Origin of the sequence: Thermogemmatispora sp. (assembly GCF_019683755.1) — a bacterium.
GTDB lineage: Bacteria > Chloroflexota > Ktedonobacteria > Ktedonobacterales > Ktedonobacteraceae > Thermogemmatispora.
This window is the reverse complement of record NZ_JADGHT010000075.1, coordinates 1-16,181: the sequence shown is the minus strand read 5'-3', so window position 1 is coordinate 16,181 and position 16,181 is coordinate 1. Positions and strand designations below refer to the sequence as shown.

The 16,181-nt window shown below is 59.7% G+C and carries 14 protein-coding genes; 2 read left to right on the top strand and 12 right to left on the bottom strand.

Annotated features, from left to right (window positions below):
• A partial coding sequence (locus IRZ24_RS07470) for a hypothetical protein (RefSeq protein WP_297161931.1) occupies positions 1–1,721 on the bottom strand: 1,721 nt, incomplete at its 3' end.
• 1,019 nt (positions 1,722–2,740) lie between these two features.
• Between IRZ24_RS07470 and IRZ24_RS07465 the strand changes: the two genes are divergently transcribed.
• Positions 2,741–3,208, top strand: a complete 468-nt coding sequence (locus tag IRZ24_RS07465; protein ID WP_297161928.1) for an SRPBCC domain-containing protein — start codon at positions 2,741–2,743, stop codon at positions 3,206–3,208.
• A 172-nt stretch (positions 3,209–3,380) separates the two neighbouring features.
• Here the strand turns inward: IRZ24_RS07465 and IRZ24_RS07460 are convergent, their stop codons facing one another.
• The 9 genes from IRZ24_RS07460 to IRZ24_RS07420 form a co-directional block, all read right to left on the bottom strand.
• Positions 3,381–3,566, bottom strand: coding sequence for a hypothetical protein (locus IRZ24_RS07460; protein ID WP_297161926.1), 186 nt, complete (start codon positions 3,564–3,566; stop codon positions 3,381–3,383).
• Positions 3,566–4,300, bottom strand: a complete 735-nt coding sequence (locus tag IRZ24_RS07455; RefSeq protein ID WP_297161923.1) for an FAD-dependent monooxygenase — start codon at positions 4,298–4,300, stop codon at positions 3,566–3,568. The genes IRZ24_RS07460 and IRZ24_RS07455 overlap by 1 nt, the downstream gene beginning before the upstream one ends.
• A gap of 33 nt (positions 4,301–4,333) precedes the next feature.
• Complete coding sequence (locus IRZ24_RS07450; RefSeq protein WP_297161920.1) at positions 4,334–5,506, bottom strand: ABC transporter permease; 1,173 nt, start codon at positions 5,504–5,506, stop codon at positions 4,334–4,336.
• Complete coding sequence (ccmA, locus tag IRZ24_RS07445; protein WP_297161917.1) at positions 5,503–6,291, bottom strand: heme ABC exporter ATP-binding protein CcmA; 789 nt, start codon at positions 6,289–6,291, stop codon at positions 5,503–5,505. The genes IRZ24_RS07450 and ccmA overlap by 4 nt, the downstream gene beginning before the upstream one ends.
• A gap of 63 nt (positions 6,292–6,354) precedes the next feature.
• Entirely contained in the window at positions 6,355–6,975 is a 621-nt protein-coding gene (locus tag IRZ24_RS07440; protein ID WP_297161914.1) for a TetR/AcrR family transcriptional regulator, read from the bottom strand.
• 106 nt (positions 6,976–7,081) lie between these two features.
• Positions 7,082–8,332 carry a sorbosone dehydrogenase family protein gene (locus IRZ24_RS07435; protein WP_297161911.1) on the bottom strand — a complete coding sequence of 417 codons (1,251 nt, stop codon included), beginning with the start codon at positions 8,330–8,332 and terminating at the stop codon, positions 7,082–7,084.
• A 172-nt stretch (positions 8,333–8,504) separates the two neighbouring features.
• Positions 8,505–8,735, bottom strand: a complete 231-nt coding sequence (locus IRZ24_RS07430; protein WP_297161908.1) for a helix-turn-helix transcriptional regulator — start codon at positions 8,733–8,735, stop codon at positions 8,505–8,507.
• Between the two features lie 321 nt (positions 8,736–9,056).
• On the bottom strand, positions 9,057–10,364 hold the full coding sequence (locus tag IRZ24_RS07425; protein WP_297161905.1) for a hypothetical protein: 1,308 nt from the start codon (positions 10,362–10,364) through the stop codon (positions 9,057–9,059).
• Positions 10,345–11,013, bottom strand: coding sequence for a sigma-70 family RNA polymerase sigma factor (locus tag IRZ24_RS07420; protein ID WP_297161902.1), 669 nt, complete (start codon positions 11,011–11,013; stop codon positions 10,345–10,347). The genes IRZ24_RS07425 and IRZ24_RS07420 overlap by 20 nt, the downstream gene beginning before the upstream one ends.
• Positions 11,014–11,694: 681 nt before the next feature.
• On the opposite strand from IRZ24_RS07420, the gene IRZ24_RS07415 reads away from it, so the two are divergent.
• Positions 11,695–12,582, top strand: coding sequence for a DUF1028 domain-containing protein (locus IRZ24_RS07415; RefSeq protein ID WP_297161899.1), 888 nt, complete (start codon positions 11,695–11,697; stop codon positions 12,580–12,582).
• Between the two features lie 207 nt (positions 12,583–12,789).
• On the opposite strand, the gene IRZ24_RS07410 is transcribed toward IRZ24_RS07415, so the two are convergent.
• Both IRZ24_RS07410 and IRZ24_RS07405 read right to left on the bottom strand, forming a co-directional pair.
• Positions 12,790–14,667, bottom strand: coding sequence for an FAD-dependent oxidoreductase (locus IRZ24_RS07410; protein WP_297161896.1), 1,878 nt, complete (start codon positions 14,665–14,667; stop codon positions 12,790–12,792).
• A gap of 454 nt (positions 14,668–15,121) precedes the next feature.
• On the bottom strand, positions 15,122–16,181 hold a 1,060-nt coding region (locus tag IRZ24_RS07405; protein ID WP_297161893.1), incomplete at its 5' end, for a M20/M25/M40 family metallo-hydrolase.

The window sequence follows — 16,181 nt, the reverse complement described above, 5'->3', positions numbered from 1 at the left end:
GGCTCATAGATAGCATAATTTGTATATGTCAGACGGCGATAATGGTAGCCGAGCGTTATGAGCTTCTGCAGTCTTAGATCCTGAGGGGAGCCAATGGGAAAGACATAGTCAGGAGGAGACTGGGCCGCCTCGACCAGGCGGCTATAGGGGGGATAACGATTAAGGCCAGGTTGCAACCCGGCATCAAGGACACTGCATATAATGCGCTCAGTGCTCTGAAAAGCGATCCGGTCACAGGTCCAATAGTCGGTGTAGATACGTGTAGCACCTCGTCTCAGAAGAAAGTTCATCAAAGCTTGTTGCTCGTTATTCAGCTTTTGAACATCAGGCGCCTGAGCTAGAAGCTGGCCGCTTCCCCACCACCAGGCAACTGCAACCGTCAAGATTATCAACATTGCCCCGAGCCGAGCAGCCTGAAAAAGAGGCTTGCAGAGCAAGCGTTTAGAGGGTAAGAAGGCTAGACGCCAGAGCGGGAAAAGTAAGGCAGGAATGCTGATGCTAAGACCTACCAGGTATCGAGATGAAGGCCAGGGGGTAAGCGCTGCTTGCGGGAAAAGACAAAAGAGAAAAAGGGTGCCGCCAGCGCCACCCAGAATCATGAGCCTGGCTCCCTCTACGCATCTGCTTCGAAGAGCACCAGGCCTGGATTTCACGTCTACTTGCCGTAAGCGCCACCAGGAGAAAAGGGCCTGGCCGGTCGCAAGGCCCCAGAGTAGAAGATAGCCGAGGGACCAGATCCCATGAAACACAGTGCAAAACTGAGCCTGGGGATCAGCCCGCAATGGCCAGGCGCGGCTCGGTCCCAGCGTACACAGAGCATTGCCTCCTGTGGCTAAAGGCAAACTCACTAACAGCGCCCCGGCAACTTGTAAGGGTAACGAAGCTTGCAGCGCTACGCCTTCAGATGGCGGCTTGCTGCCCGACGCAATAGGGGGATAAGCAGGTTCGCGATAGCCTGGTCCAAGTAAAGATAGAGCCGAGGGCGAGGGAGGAACGGTAAGCTTATAGGCAATCTCGGGACTCAGACCCAGCAGTAGGCCAGCAACTAACAGGAGGCAGAGCAGCGGCGATTTGAGCTGCTGGTGATAGCCCTGAAGGAGGAAAAGAAAAGCAGTTCCTACAAAAGGGAGCACGAGCGGGTCGCTCCAGATGCTCACACCGGCCAGAAAGCCCCATAGACTAAGAGCTATTCCATCACGGAGTTTCGACGATTTCTGATTCACGCTGTGCCTCTGGCGACCAAAAACAAGCCAGCAGCTTACCAGCAATAGCAGAGAGCAAAAAAAGAGAACATCAGGCGCCCCTCCGGCTGCCTCAAGCTCCCTAAAGAGCACTTCGCCAGGACCGGCCCCAACTATCAGAAGAGTAGCCAACGCCAATGGTTTGTTATAAATCAGGCTAGTCAGTAAGTAGATCTGTATCAGAAAAAAGCAAAAGAGCAGCAGGACACTTAAGCGCAGAGTTAGGACCGAGGGTCCCCAGAGGTGGAAAAAGCAGGCGGCCAGGTAGGCATCAATGGGAGCTAAGTAGTCCTGACCATAGAAGACCAGCGGATGAGCACCCCGATAGGCAATGTGAAGAGCCATGAGGCCCATTGTCCCCTCGTCGCTATCAAGGGATGGCCAGCCCAGCAGGATCAGATAGAAGCGTAGTAGAGAGGAAAGCAGAATGACGATACACGCCGCAATATGATATTTGTCACAAAGTTTGCTTATCTTCAAAGCCACACCTCGCATTACTCTGGCCCCAGAGGGAGGTCCTCTCTGGAGAGGCTCTCTCTGGAAACCTACCTGGGCGCACTCTTAGGCGTACTGCTCTGGGCATCTGCAGCCAGGCTATAGAGGCTGCCTTGGTAGACAAAGTATGCTTCGGTGTGACAGGAATAATTCTCAAGGCTGAGTTCTCGCTAACACACGACGTCAGACGGACAAGCGAGAACACATTAAAAATAGCCTCCGCCGCGTGCCAGAGGGCTGGCTGCAGTAGAGCAGGTCAGTCGGAGCTGCTCACGAAGAGCATCATTGGTCAGGCCAGCATGAACAGCAGAGGCCTTTGCTATAGAGCAAAAAAGAGAAGACAGTAGCAGCAAGAGTAACTCGGACAGAGCAGCATCAGTCTGCGTCTCACCATTTCAGGGTTCCCTCCTTCTCTTTCCCGAAAGGAATTGCGAGTAATGGTATTCATATTTGTCAATGCAAATAGTAGTCTGAAAAATTATTGCTGTCAATATATGATGAGATAGATAGAAGTGCTTGGCTTCGAGTTCCGCCTTCATCTTTTGAAGAAGGTGAGTGCCAGGCAATCGTTACTGGTCCAGTCATCTCTCGATGCTACTAGCTCAAGGTCATCTTACGAGACTACTATTAGCATACGAGCACTCCGGTGGCTGGGAGCAGGTACTGTAGCGACTGCCAGGATCGGCAAGAGCAGCCCAGCGGTAGCAGCGCGGAAAACATCAACGAGATAAGCAGCAAGGATCACTTGTATTAAGCCCTTTTGCGGGGACCCGCCAGGCACTCCTACGGGCATGGTGCTCACCCTGACCATCTGATCTGCCCATGTCCCGAGCACTCCTGGTACTTCCTAGCCTTTGGATTGAAGCGACTTCATACAGGGGATATACTGATCGTGTTGAGGAAGATTCCTTACACGCACCTCCCTGCCAGCCCCCACCGCATCATCAGGCCATCAGGGCTGGCAGGGCGATACTATCTCTGGTGAGGAAGGTTTCGAGACCGCGATGGAAATCACGGGAAGTCAGCAGATTAAGGCCCCACGCCAGCGTGTCTTCGACGCCCTGTTTGATCCCCAGGTGCTCAAGGAGAGCATTCCGGGCTGTGAGAATGCCGAGTACGTTGAGAACCCCGATGGACGCACAGGGCGCGAGCTGAAGCTAGTCATCTCTCCTAACGTTCCCGGTCTGAAAGGACCCTATACGGTCTACGTGCGCACCGGTGAGGTTGTGGCCCCCGAGCGCGTTGTGCTACTTAGCGAGCCGTACAATGCCCTGGGCCGCATCAAGGCCAGTTGTACGATCACGCTCACCGAGGAGGGCGCCGCGGCGACCAATCTGAGCTACGCCGCCGAGGCCATCCTTGAAGGCAAAATCGCTGCTACTCCCGAGGTCGTGATGAAAAATACTCTCAAGCTGGCTCTCGATCAGTTCTTCAAGAACTTTGAGAAGCAGGTTGGCGCCATCACGGCCTGAGTGCGCGCGTGCGTACGCAAATGCCTGCTCTTCATGTGCTTTCTCCCTGCGCGGCGCTACCTACTATGCCACGACGCTTGCGCAGGGAGAAAGCAGGCCGCCAAACCACCCCTTTCTGCTGACGCTACTCCTCCCTTCCAAATCCCAGGCTCTCATCTGTCCTCAGCTTGCTTCAGCTTGCTTCCACCTTCACCCGCACCCGCGGCACTCCCAGCCCAATAAAGTGCGCTAGCAGCAGACGAACGAGTCGCCGCCGCACCAGCCAGCGAAACCAGCGTGGCAGGCGAAATTGCTCTCCCTCTGCGGCCAGGCTGGGAGCAATCAGCCGCCGCTGCATCTGTTCTTGAACGAGCTGCATCAGCCGCGTGGGCCAGTGCCGCGCTCAAGCACGACAAGCGCACGCCCGTGCAGGAAGCGACCACCCGAGGCGAGCTGATCACCAGGCAGGCGCGGGAGCCGGAACCAGAGCACGTCGATCGGCGGCGAGGTCTTGACTGGTTCCAGGCCAGCCAATTGGCGCACCCACGAGAAACGTCCATCGGCGGCCACTGTCAGTAGTGCCCGCACCTCGCGCCAGCCCTCGCGCGTCCGATAGCGCACACCAATGACTCGCCCTTGCTGCTCCAGCAGCCGCTCAACGCGTGCCCCCATCTCCAGATGGAAAGCTGGCCAGCGCTGGGCTTCTCGTGCCAAAAACGTCAGAAAGTCGACCTGGGGCACCAGCATCATGTAGGGATAGCGCGTCGCGAGCAGGCGAAAATCAGTCAGCTCCAGCCAGCCATCCTCAGTCTGCAGACCAAACTGCTGGATGCGCGCATGGGGCAGCGCCAGCAGCCTCTCACTCAGACCGAGCTGATCGATGATCTCCAGCACCGACGGATGAATCGTATCCCCCCGAAAATCACGCTCGAAATCTCCATGCGCTTCCAAGACCAGCACCGAGATGCCCTGGCGCGCCAGCAGCAGCCCAAGCATTAAGCCCGCCGGGCCTGCCCCAACGATGCAACAGGTCACCTCTGGCTCAGCCGACGACGAGGCAATGGCCGCCTCCTCAGCAGCAGTTATCGGCGTCACAGTGCTCTCTTCTAACATGGTCAGCCGCCTCCTTTCCGACACGGCCTTTCATCAGGCTACCTGACGCCTCACGGTCAAGGCGCTCAGCCCAATCATCAGCACCATGAAGACCAGTAGGGCTGCCAACTGAGGAGCAATCTGGCCGAAATCGCCCCCTTTGAGCATCACTGCGCGCAGCGCCTCATTGGCATAGGTCAGCGGGAGTAGATAGGAAATGGGCTGTAACCAGACAGGAAGCTGTCCCACTGGCCAGAAGATGCCCGAGAGCAGGACCTGCAATCCGAAGACTAGTGGAATGAACTGGATGATCTGAAACTCGTTTTGGGCAAAGGTCGAGAGAAAGATGCCCAGGTTGACGCCGCTCACCGTCAGCAGGATCGCTACCAGGAAGACCAGGCCGAGATTTCCCTGATAGTGCACTCGCAGGATAAAGATCACGAAGAGCAAGACGACGATGGCCTGCACCAGGGCGAAGAGCGTGAAGCCGCAGACGTAGCCCATGACCAGCTCGGCACGGCTCAGGGGTGAGGCCAGGACGCGCTCGATCGTGCCCTGGGAGCGCTCGCGCAGGAAGGCCACCGAGGTCAGTAGGAAGACAAAGAAGAAAGAGAAGACGCCGATAAAGACAGGAGCCAGCGCATCGTTCGCGGTATAGTCAGGGCCGCCATGTAGATAGCGCGGCTCGGCCAGCGTTAAGAGCGAGGTGGCCTGCGCAGCGCTAGGAGGGGTCTGCCCTGCTCCCTGGCTCTGGCTGGCCCGACTCTGGGCCTGCGCCAGGGCCACATCGAGCTGACGCACCAGAGCCGTCACGCTCTCACGCATGGTCGCGGCGACCGCGGGATCAGATCCCTCAAGCACAAGCTGTAGCTTGGGATGCTCGCCGCGCTCCAGTTGGGTGGCGAGATCCGCCGGGAAGATCAGCGCTGCGTCAGCCTCGCCCTTGTTGAGCACCCCCTCCACCTCATTGGCTGCGATCGTCATTATCTTCAGGCGCGAGGTCGGCGTCAGGAGGCGATCGATTAACCCGTTGAGGGCGTTGCTCCCTGCCCCCGTAGGACGCACCAGGGCCAGTGTGGGAACACCGCCGCTGCTCTCTGTGAGCACGACATACAACACGCTCATTACGAGCAAAGGTACGAGAAAGACCAGCGCCAGCGTACGCCGGTCGCGTCCAATCTGCCGTATAATGCGTGACGTCAAGGCCAGGACACGGGCGGCATTCATGCTGTGACCTCCTCCTGCCGTCCACGGGCGGCGTAGTAGAGAAAAGCCGTCTCCATATCGCTGGCGCCGGCCCCCGCCAGCAGCTCCTGGGGTGTACCGCAAGCCAGCAGCTTGCCGAAGCGCAGCAGTCCCAGTCGACTGCAGCGCGCCGCCTCGTCTAAATGATGGGTCGAGACGATAATCGTCGTGCCCTCGCGATTGAGCTGGGCGAAGTAGTCCCAGAAGGCGCGCCGCAGCTCGGGATCAACTCCAACCGTCGGCTCGTCCAGCAGCGCCAGCCGCGGGCGATGGACCAGAGCACAGGCCAGCGAGAGGCGCTGACGCATGCCGCCGCTGAAAGTCGCCACGACCCGGTCAGCCTCGGCGCTCAGCTCGACCCGGGCCAGGATTTCAGTTATGCGCCGCTCGCGCTCTTGACCGCGTAGGCCGTAGATGCTGCAGAAGAAGCGTAGATTCTCACGTGCCGTCAGATCAAGATAGAGCGCGCTGAGCTGGGTCATGTAGCCAAGCGAGGCCGCCACCAGGGGATCGGGCAGGCGTCGTCCGAGCACGCGTACGTGGCCAGCCGTGGGACGCACCAGTCCCGCTAAGATGCGCATCAGGGTAGTCTTACCGGAGCCGTTGGGACCCACGAGTCCAAAGGTCTCCCCTGCTCCAATCTTGAGGTTCAGCCCATCCAGCACGCGCCTCTTACCAAAAACCTTGACCAGATCCTCACAGAGCACAAGTGGCTCACTCTCTATCTCTCCCAATGAAGCCGGTGCTTTCCGGCTGTCCTCGGCCATACTGCTTCCTCCTCTCCATTGATTAATTGATTGACTAATTAATAGGATCTTCAAAAAAAGCCGCTAGCTTGCTGGTAGCAAGCCGGGTAGCAGCGTCTTCAGCACCAGTGACACCAGCTCCTCGTGTGAATAGCGCAACACACTGGTATCACGCAACACCTGGCGACGCATGACCAGTCCCATCATGGCGCTTAGAAGCACCTGGGCCACTTCCTCGGGATCAACCTCCGCGCGTACCATTCCGCGCTCACGCTGCAGACGCAGGTAGCGCTGCAGAACAGCAATGATGCGTGGCAGGAATAGCTTTGGCAGCAAGGGAATCTCTTCGCCGTGGAGCAGTTCCGAAAGGACCGTACGGATCAGGCTGATGACCTGCTCGCTCTCGATAATGTTGAGCGCCTGACATAGGATCGCGTGCAAGAACTCGGAGGGCGGCGCATCCCATTGGGCCGGCTCCAAGTGCTCGAAGAGGCGCAGCGGCGAGCGGCTCTCAATCACGGCCTGCAAGAGGGCCTCCTTATCAGCAAAATAATAGTAGATCAAGCCCGGCGTAATGCCCGCCTCGCGGGCAATATCCTTGTTGGTAGCCCGGGCGAAGCCCTTGCGTGCAAAGACGCGTAAGGCAGCATCGATAATTTGCTCGCGACGATCCTCTGACCCTTCCGCCTTTGGCCTGCGCGCCATCCTTTCTTGCCTCCCCCAAAATTAACTGGTCAGTCAATTAATATGATAGCCGGATCAGAAAGAGTTGTCAAGCCTGCCATAAAGGGAGAGCCAGGCGGTAGCCCTCTCAGGGGTCGACAGTTGGCGGGGCAGTATAGCTAATGCGATAGATGTAGCCGCCCTTATCGTCGCTGACATAGAGCGAGCCTTGGGGATCAACGGCCAGGCCCACGGGGCGCCCGGTGGCGTCGTTATTATTCAGCAGCCAGCCAGTAGCGAAATCTTCGACGGGGCCGGCGACCGCACCCTGGGAGTTGAGCGGGATAAAGACCACCTTATAGCCTGTGGGCACTGTACGATTCCACGAGCCGTGGAAGGCCACAAAGAGGCCGTGGTAGTGAGCGGGGAACTGGTTAGCCGTATAGAAGACCAGGCCCAGAGGAGCCGAGTGGGCCTGCATCTTTACCAGGGGCTGTATCACTCCACGGCAATCGCCGGGGTGGCCGTAGTCGGGATCGATAATATCGCCGGCCTGGCAGCGTGGCCAGCCATAGTTGCCGCCGTCCTGGAGAGCATAGATTGTCTCCGGGGGTGTATCATCGCCCATCAGATCGCGGCCATTATTGGTCACCCAGATCTGGTTATTCCAGGGATTGATCGCCATCCCAACCGCATTACGCAGGCCGCGGGCGTAGATTCTGCCGCCACTGCCATCGAGGTTAAAGACCATCACCGTTGCGCGGCGGGGGTCCGACTCGATGCACACATTGCAGGAGGAGCCGATCGAGACATAGAGCCGGCCATCGGGGCCAATCAAAACCGTGCGCGTCACATGGTTGCCGCCCGTGGGCAGGTTTGGCACAATCACCTTGCGGCTCGTGACCTGCCAGGAGGCATCGAGTGTAAAGCGCGTGACACGCGAAGCCTCACCCACATAGAGGGCTCCCTGATAAAAGACCAGGCTGGTCGGATCGTCCAGGCCCGAGACCACGACCACACGGCGAGCGGCCTTCCCGCTATGGGAGGGATCGGGCAAGGCCACAATGCTACCGGTACCGCGCTCGGCCACAAAGAGCGTTCCATCAGGGCTGAAGGTGATAAAGCGGGGAGCCGAGAGGCCTTGAGCGAAGACGGTAGCGCTGAAGCCTGGGGGCAGATGCAGACGAGCAACAGAGGCATTGCCGCCCACGAAATGCGAACCAGTCAGTAGACCACGCACCAACGCGCGCTGACTATAGAGCAGAGCGGCCAGCACCACCAGCACGGCCACCACGAGTGAGAGAATCACCACCAGGCGCCGTCGACCGCGGCGGTGGAGAGAGGGCGATGGTTGAGCACTGTTCTCGACGTGGAGGCGGGCCTCTTTCTCGTCCGGCATATAGCTTTCATCCCGGCTTGGGGCCAGCGCAGAGCGGAGCTGAGCGATGCACAGAGCCGCGCTCCCCGGGGCCATAAAACTCGATCCAAGACAGCACAGGACCAAGAAATAACGGCAGGCACCTCACCGCCAGCGCACCATCCTGTCCGCCCTGGCCTGCCAGAGGGGCTGGCTAAGAGACCAGCTCTAGCTGAGAGATCTCGAGAACACGCGCTAAGAGACGGACCTGATAAGGCTGAGGCTCCTCGCGCCCGTCCTCTAGATGAGCGATCGTCGTGCGACGCAGGCCGGTCATATCGGCTAATTGCCCGATACTGAGGCCGCGGCGCTGTCGCCAGAGGCGGAGATTAGGGAGACCACGCCGTCGAGATTGGGCCTTCGTTTGGGTTGCCTGTGCCTTCATAAACTCCTCTCCTTTGAGGATAAAGTTCCCTCCTTATGGCGCCGCTCGGCCCCATTGCAGAGTTAGCGCCGTCATGTGCAGAAGCTTCCTCTGCTGTTGCCCCGCAAGCATCCTCTCTGAAGTTAGCGAGGTCAGCAGCGCTCCAATCCTGCCCATCTGTATACAGGATACCAGATCGGCCCGACCTTTGTCCAGAGCAGGATCATCAGCGTGCGCTCAAGCGCAGAAAACAGGAGGCAGCGCCGGGTCAGTCTGCGCTGACCTCTGCCTCGGTCTTTTTCTCCTTCTCGCTCTCAACCGGATCGATCTGCAGTGAGCGAGCTACTTGGCCGAGTGCTGCTGCTTTGTCTGAGCAGGCGGGGCGGTAGCAGTCGTATGGCTGCCCTGGCTGCTTTGGGCCTGCGAGCCGTGGGACACCCCCCCCTTCGCCTGACCCAGATCATCAGTAGGCTGATCAGGTCCCACAAGACGGAGATAGGGACTATCCAGGCTGCTGTCGAGCGAGAGCGAGAGAATCACACCATCAAAGGGGCCAGGCAGGTAACGATTAAGCTCTGTCGCCGAGACGAGTGACACACCAGCATGCACTAAGTGCTGTAGCTGCAGCTCTTGCAGGGAATCAGCAACTGAGAGCAACGTCTCAACATTGAGGCCCGTCTGGGGGACGCACTGGCCCGCGATCCAGAAGACGACCCCATTGCGCTGGGTCAGCAGCTCGCAATGGCTGTTGTAGATCCAGCGACGCGCATAGGTATTGATCGTTACCCATTGGCCTTCGACATAGATAGCTGCTGCGCGCCCCTGATCATCGACCTGGAGAGGATGGATGGCATCGGCCTCCACTACCTGATAGACCTGGCCATAAGGCTTAAACTCGCGGATCGCCAGCTCACTGGCTTCATGCCAGGGGGAGCCAGGAGCCATCAAAGAGTAGCGGAACTCCAGCATCGGCCCATCGGTCCACACGGGCCAGCCCCGCACATGATCACTATAGAGATAAATGTTGCGCAGGACATAGTGATCAGGGATCTCAGTTGGCCAATAGATGGGGAAATGGAGCTCGCGCTGCACAGCCAGCAAGCTGACCTGGTCGTTGGGCCCTCCAGGCGTATTGAGAGGCGAGCTCACCACTGGCCTTGTCAGCGGGCCATGTACCGGATAGACACCGCTCTGCACCCCCTGCAGCAGGATCACCAGGCCGGAGGCGAACGAGGAAGCGGTGATGAGCATGGTCAGCAGCATGAAGAGCAGCAGTGAGACGCCGGCCAAGAGCAGGCGTCGGCTCAGGCCCACGCCGTGCATCAGCTCTCGCCAGAGACGTCGCTCCTCTAGAACAAAGAGTCGACGCTGTAGCTTTAAGCGCTGAAAAACGCGAGCCCGTATGCGTTGCTCAAAACCAGGATCAACAGGTGCAAAACGTGGATCTTCGGACTCAAGTAAGGTATGCACAAAGTATGGCGGGATTTCCTCTTCGGGAAGAGAGAAGAGCGTATCCAGCTCCTGAGCGAAGGCCACTTCCTCCTCACTGAAGTCGGGAGGCAGTGTCACCCTGCGGCCACCGAATGAGAAAGAGACAGCATCGCGACATTCCCTGTTCTCTGCCTGCTCCTCAAATTCGCTCATACTCATGTGCATACTCCTTGAGCGCCTCGCGCAAGCTCTTCCGCGCTCGCCACAGGCGGGTATCGACCGCGTGGCGAGTCAGACCTGTTCTGGCCGCCAGTTCTTCCGTGCTGGCGAACCGGAAATAGCGTTGATAGATCAGGTAGCGGTCAAGCTCAGGCAACGTCGCCAAGGCCAGGCGCAGCTCTTCGCGCCTTTCATTCTGTTCCAGCAGCAGCTCCATGCTGGTATCAGGATGAGGAGGCAAAGGAACGCGATTCTCCTGTTCCTGGCCACCCCATCGGTTCCCTTTTCGCCCACCGCTGCCATCGGCAGCAGCCCACTGGCCATTTTCCTCCGCCGGCTGGACAGCGTGCACCTGTCGTCGACAGAGCTGACGGCGTCGGTCCAGCGCAATGTACTTCGCGCGCATCGTCAGCCAGGTACGGAGCGTACCACGACTGGCATCGAAGGTCTCGATCTCCTGCCAGGCGGCCACAAAGAGATCGTTGACGCATTCCTCCGCATCCTGGACCACCCCTACGCCATTGAGAATCAGCCGAATAAAATAATAAATCTCGCGCGAGTAACGCGCAATGAGGGTTTCCAGGGCATCGGGATTGCGCTCCTTCAACTGCTGAACGAGGTCTTCATCCGACCAGTCCTGTCGCACCATGCTCGCTCCTTGGGGTATCAGGTATATCCTCCCACAAACAGGACCTGCTTGCCGACCACCTCTTCAGCAAGTCGTGTGGCGTCACCGCGCACCGCGGCAGCGCCCCTGGCTGGGGGATATACCGAGTGGTGGTGCTGCGCCATCATCCAACAACATACTACGCCCCGCCTTGCGGGGCTTCTCACATACTCAGCCGCTGCGGCCCTCGCCCGTGTCCTGTCTCCCATGTTAGTGCCTCTCGCCATCCGCCTCCCCTTCCTCTGGCCTATCATTCTGCGTAGGTGCACCTGGTGCTTGCTCTTGACGTGGCTCCCCTTGGACCCGTGCTGCTTCCTTGCAGTCTCTCTGGCGTATGGGTTGCTCCCTTCTCCCGCGCGTGAGTACTGCTGCTTGTCGCTTGCCGTTGCCAGTGATGGCGTTTTTTCCATTGTGACGGAAAGCTTGCTGAAAGTCAAGGCCACAAGTGCCTCGGACCCAACTGGTAAAGATTCTTCTCCCTGTTCTTATTATCCCTCGGTTGCCACCCTCCCCAATGCCCTCGCGCTTTCTCGGCTCTCTTCTATCAGCGCTCGCTTACTTTCGGGAGCAGGACATGTTATAATACCTCAACATCGTAACTCGACGGCTCAGTCGAGCTAATCTAACCCAATCCAACCAGCTTCACGTAAGGGGTGCCTGAAGATGACCTTCTCCATTGTGGCTCGTGATCCGCAGACGGGCGAGCTGGGCATTGCCGTCCAATCGAAGTTTCTGGCCGTGGGGGCTGTTGTCCCCTGGGCCAAAGCTGGCATTGGCGCCATTGCTACTCAATCCTGGGCCAATACTACCTATGGTCCCCGCGGTTTAGAGTTGTTAGCCCGCGGTCTCTCGGCAGCCGAGACCTTAGAGCAGTTGCTGGCGGATGATGCAGAGCGTGCCAAGCGTCAAGTGGGCATTGTGCCCGCCAGTGGGGCGCCGGTCACTTACACGGGGGCCGAGTGTTTTCCCTGGGCCGGCGGGCGCGTTGGTGAGCACTATGCCTGTCAGGGCAATATTTTGGTGAGTGAGGAGACCGTGAATGCGATGGCGCGCACTTTTGAAGAGACGTCGGGGCAGCTCTGCGATCGTCTGTTGGCGGCGCTGGCCGCTGGACAGGAGGCCGGCGGCGACAGTCGAGGGCAGCAGTCGGCGGCCTTGCTGGTGGTGCGCGAGAAGGGAGGGTACGGAGGTTTCAACGATCGCTTCATCGATCTGCGCGTCGATGATCATCCTCGCCCAATTGAGGAGCTGGCTCGCCTCCTGCGACTGCACAAGCTCTATCTCTTCCCCCCCGATCCCCAGGATATTCTACCGCTCGATGGGGCCATCGCCCGTGAGCTGCAAGAGCTGCTGACGCGCAGCGGTGACTATCACGGTCCGCTCTCAGGCGTCTTTGATGCGCAGACGCGTGAGGCTTTCTGGCACTTCTGTGGGCGCGAGAATCTGGAAGAACGCTGGCTGGAAGGGGAGCGTATCGATCGCGTGGTGCTGGACTTTATGCGCGAGCGTCTGGGAGCTGCTGGTCAGCCTGACAACAGCAGCGCGGTGTAGCATAGCTTGACGCTCTGGGTAGGCTAGGCAGGCCGGGCTTTTCTCCGTCACCAGCTTAGTCTACCTCGGGCTATCCGTCTCTCGTTCGGCCTGTGATCTTAAGGGGCCAAGTGCAAAATAAGGAGGGGAGCAGTCCGTTGCCTGAGTGGGCTGCTCCCCTGGTTGTTTTTTGCTTGCCTGGCCTGGCTGCGCCAGACTGGATCGGGCCTAGCGCCGGGCTGTGGCCTGGCTGCGGTTGAGCACAGGGATCTTTGAGACGGTCCAGCGGTCGTTGGGGCTGGCGACCTCGAACTGCACCATCGAGATGGCGTCGGTCGGACAGCGTACGATGCAGAGGCCGCAGCGGATGCACTTCTCCTCGTCGATAATCATGTCGGCACCGCCCTCCCAGCTCTCAGCGAGCTGATGCAGCGGATCGCCTTTGACCACGCGCGAGAGACCCTCCATGCTGATGCAGTCGTACGGACAGATGTCGACACAGCCCGAGCAGAGGATACAGATCGAGGGGTCGATCATGATGTTGAGCTGGCACTGCAGGCAGCGCCGCGCCTGAATAACCGCCTGCTCGGGAGTGTAGCCAGTTTCGGTCTCACGCGTGTAGCTATAGCGCTCCTTGACGGGCAGTGACGGGATATTTTCATGCGGGATCGATTCGTAGTCGTCGACCATGCCGCGGCGATAGTCGGGCAGCTCGATCTCTTCGGGTGGCTCCGCCGGCTTATCCTGTCCGCCAAGGTAGCGGTTGATGGCGATGGCGGCATCGCGTCCGTCGGCGATGGCCGAGATCAGGTTACGCGAGCCTTCGGTGAAGTCGCCGCCGGCGAAGAGGCCGGGATAGCTGGTCATCCAGGTCTCGCGGTCGATCAGTGGCACGCCAGTGCGGCGATTGACCTCGAGATTCAGCTCTTTGGCCGGAATCCAGGAGGCATCACTGTACTGGCCAAAGGCGGCGATCACCATGTCGATGTCATCAAGGACGAATTCGCTGCCCGGGATGGGAATCGGGCGGCGGCGTCCGCTGGAGTCGGGATCGCCGAGCTTGTTACGCACGAATTTGATGCCGCTGACGTGGATACCGTCCTTGCTCAGGATTTCGGTCTGTGTGACCAGATACTGGAACTCGACGTTTTCGCGAATGGCCTCCTCAACCTCGTATTCGTCAGCGGGCTGCTCCTCTTTGGAGCGACGGTACATGACGTAGACCTTCTCGGCGCCGAAGCGGATGGCGGTGCGGCAGCAGTCCATCGCGGTGAAGCCGGAGCCGAGAACCACGACGCGCTTGCCGACAAAGACCGGCTCGCCGTAGTTGGTCTTGGCCAGGAATTCGATGCCGTTCATGACGCCGACGAGGTCGGCGCCGGGGACGACCTTGCCGTCAGGCCCGGTGATGGGGTTGGAGATGTAGCAGCCGGCGGCCAGGAAGACGGCGTCGTACTGCTTGAGCAGGTCAGTGAGCTGGATGTCGCGCCCGACCCGCGTGTTATAGATGACCTCGACGCCAAGGTCCTCCATGTACTCGTTGCATTCCTCATAGGTGACGCTGCGCGGCAGGCGCCAGATGGGAATGCCGTTGACCATGACGCCGCCGGCCACGGGGTCGGCTTCATAGATGGTCACGGGATAGCCCATCTCGCGCAGATCGCGGGCGCAGGCAATGCCGGCAGCGCCCGCGCCGACAATGGCCACCTTCTTGTCTTTGGTGATCGGGGGCCGCTCAGCGCGATGGCGGAACTGGCGATGGTCGGCGGCGGCGCGCTTGAGCCAACAGATGGCTATCGGCTTGCCATCGATCTTGTTGCGCCGACAGACCGGCTCACAAGGGCGCGCGCAGGTGCGTCCCAGGACGCCAGGCACGACGTTGGCCTTGCGGTTGAGCAGGTAGGCCTCGTCAAAGCGGGCCTGGGAGATGAGGCCGATGTAGGTCGCGACGTCGGTATGCGCCGGGCAGCCTACCTGGCATGGTATATTGGTTTGATACCAGTCAGGGCTGGCCAGGAAGGACTGGTATCGGGGTTCCAGTTCGCGATCAGGATCAATCATAGCGGGAGAATCCTTTCCTGAGCATCCGGTACTTGCTCTACTCAACCCGGAGTCTCTTTCGGCTCTACTTGTCTGTCTGCCTGAATGAGTGGAAGCCATTGCGGGCCGCGGGCACTCGTCTGGTCTACTGCTCGCCTGTCGCTACCTGTCTGCCGTTTCTGTATGCTGTTCCCTGTTAACTCTCCTCTTCCCTACGAGCTGAGCGGCTGTTCTTTCCTGCGGCCTCGCCAGGCTCCCTCTCTCCGGTTTTCCGGTGAATGCACAGGTTCAGCTTGCTTTGTATGCTTGTTGCTAGCGTTGGCTGTTGTTTTGACGAGACTGGACCGCTCTGCGGGGCGGTGTATTTCTTCCGTCCGTCAGATTATAGCATAGCGCATGGAGAGGAACAAGGCGCAAAGGAGCCAGAGCCTGGCTGGCAGCCGAGTAACTCTCTGCCGCCTGCTGAGTGGCTCTGGCGCCGCCATTTGCAGGTTGTTCGCCTGCTCGTGGAAGGTTGCGCTTAGCGAGCACGAGGTGCCGCAGCGCTCTCTTCGACAGAGGCCGTGGCTCTGCCTTCGGCAGGTAGTGGCGAGGCAATGAGGCCGGCGAGCAAGGCGCTGCGAGGTGCCACGCTGTCGAGCAGAAGGTATTCATCGGGGCTGTGATCGTTGCCGCCGATGGGGCCCAGGCCGTCGAGTGTGGGCACGCCGTAGAGGGCGGCGTAGCTGGCGTCGGAGGCGCCGCCCGTCAGGACATGTTCCAACGAGAAGCCGAGCATGGCGGCGATGGCCTGGGCCTGCTCTGCCATGCGCTGGGTGATGGGTGTGCAGACCAGGGGGTGTTTGAGATGCGGGTCTTCCTCCAGTTCCAGCCGGACCCCGGGCACGCGCTGCTGTTGCAGGAGAATGCGCCAGCGGGCTTCGGTAGCCTCTTTATCTTCCAGACGTAGAAAGCGCAGGTCGAAGCGCGCTTCGGCGTAGTCAGGGACAACGTTGGTGGCGCTGCCGCCGCTGATGAGGCCTGGCGTGATGGTGAGGCCCTCGCACCAGCCGGAGAGGCTGGCCAGTTGGAGGACCTGGTGGGCCAGTTCGATGATGGCGTTGCGTCCCTTTTCGGGTTCGACACCAGCGTGGGCGGCTCTGCCGTAGGCGCGCAGGGTGTAGCCAGCGTTGCCTTTGCGGGCGCTGACGATGGCGCCGTTGGCGCGGGCAGCTTCCAGGACAAAGGCCCGGCGGGCGTCATGTAAGACCTGCTCCATGAGGTCGTCGCAGTGGCGGACGTTGATTTCTTCGTCGGAGACACAGAGGAAACGCAGCTCGCCAAAGGGCCGGTAGTTGAGCACCTGCAGGGCTTCGAGGGCGTAGAGCGCGGCCAGAATGCAGCCTTTCATGTCGCAGACGCCGGGGGCGTAGAGGCGGTTGCCTTCGCGGCGTAGAGGACGTGCGGCGGCGCTGCCAACGGGATAGACAGTATCGCTGTGAGCCAGGAGAACCACGATGTCGTCGCGGTCACCCTGGCCATGCAGGGTGCCCAGCAGGTCATTGCCCCATTCCTGGCGTTCGATAATGGTGACTTCCATG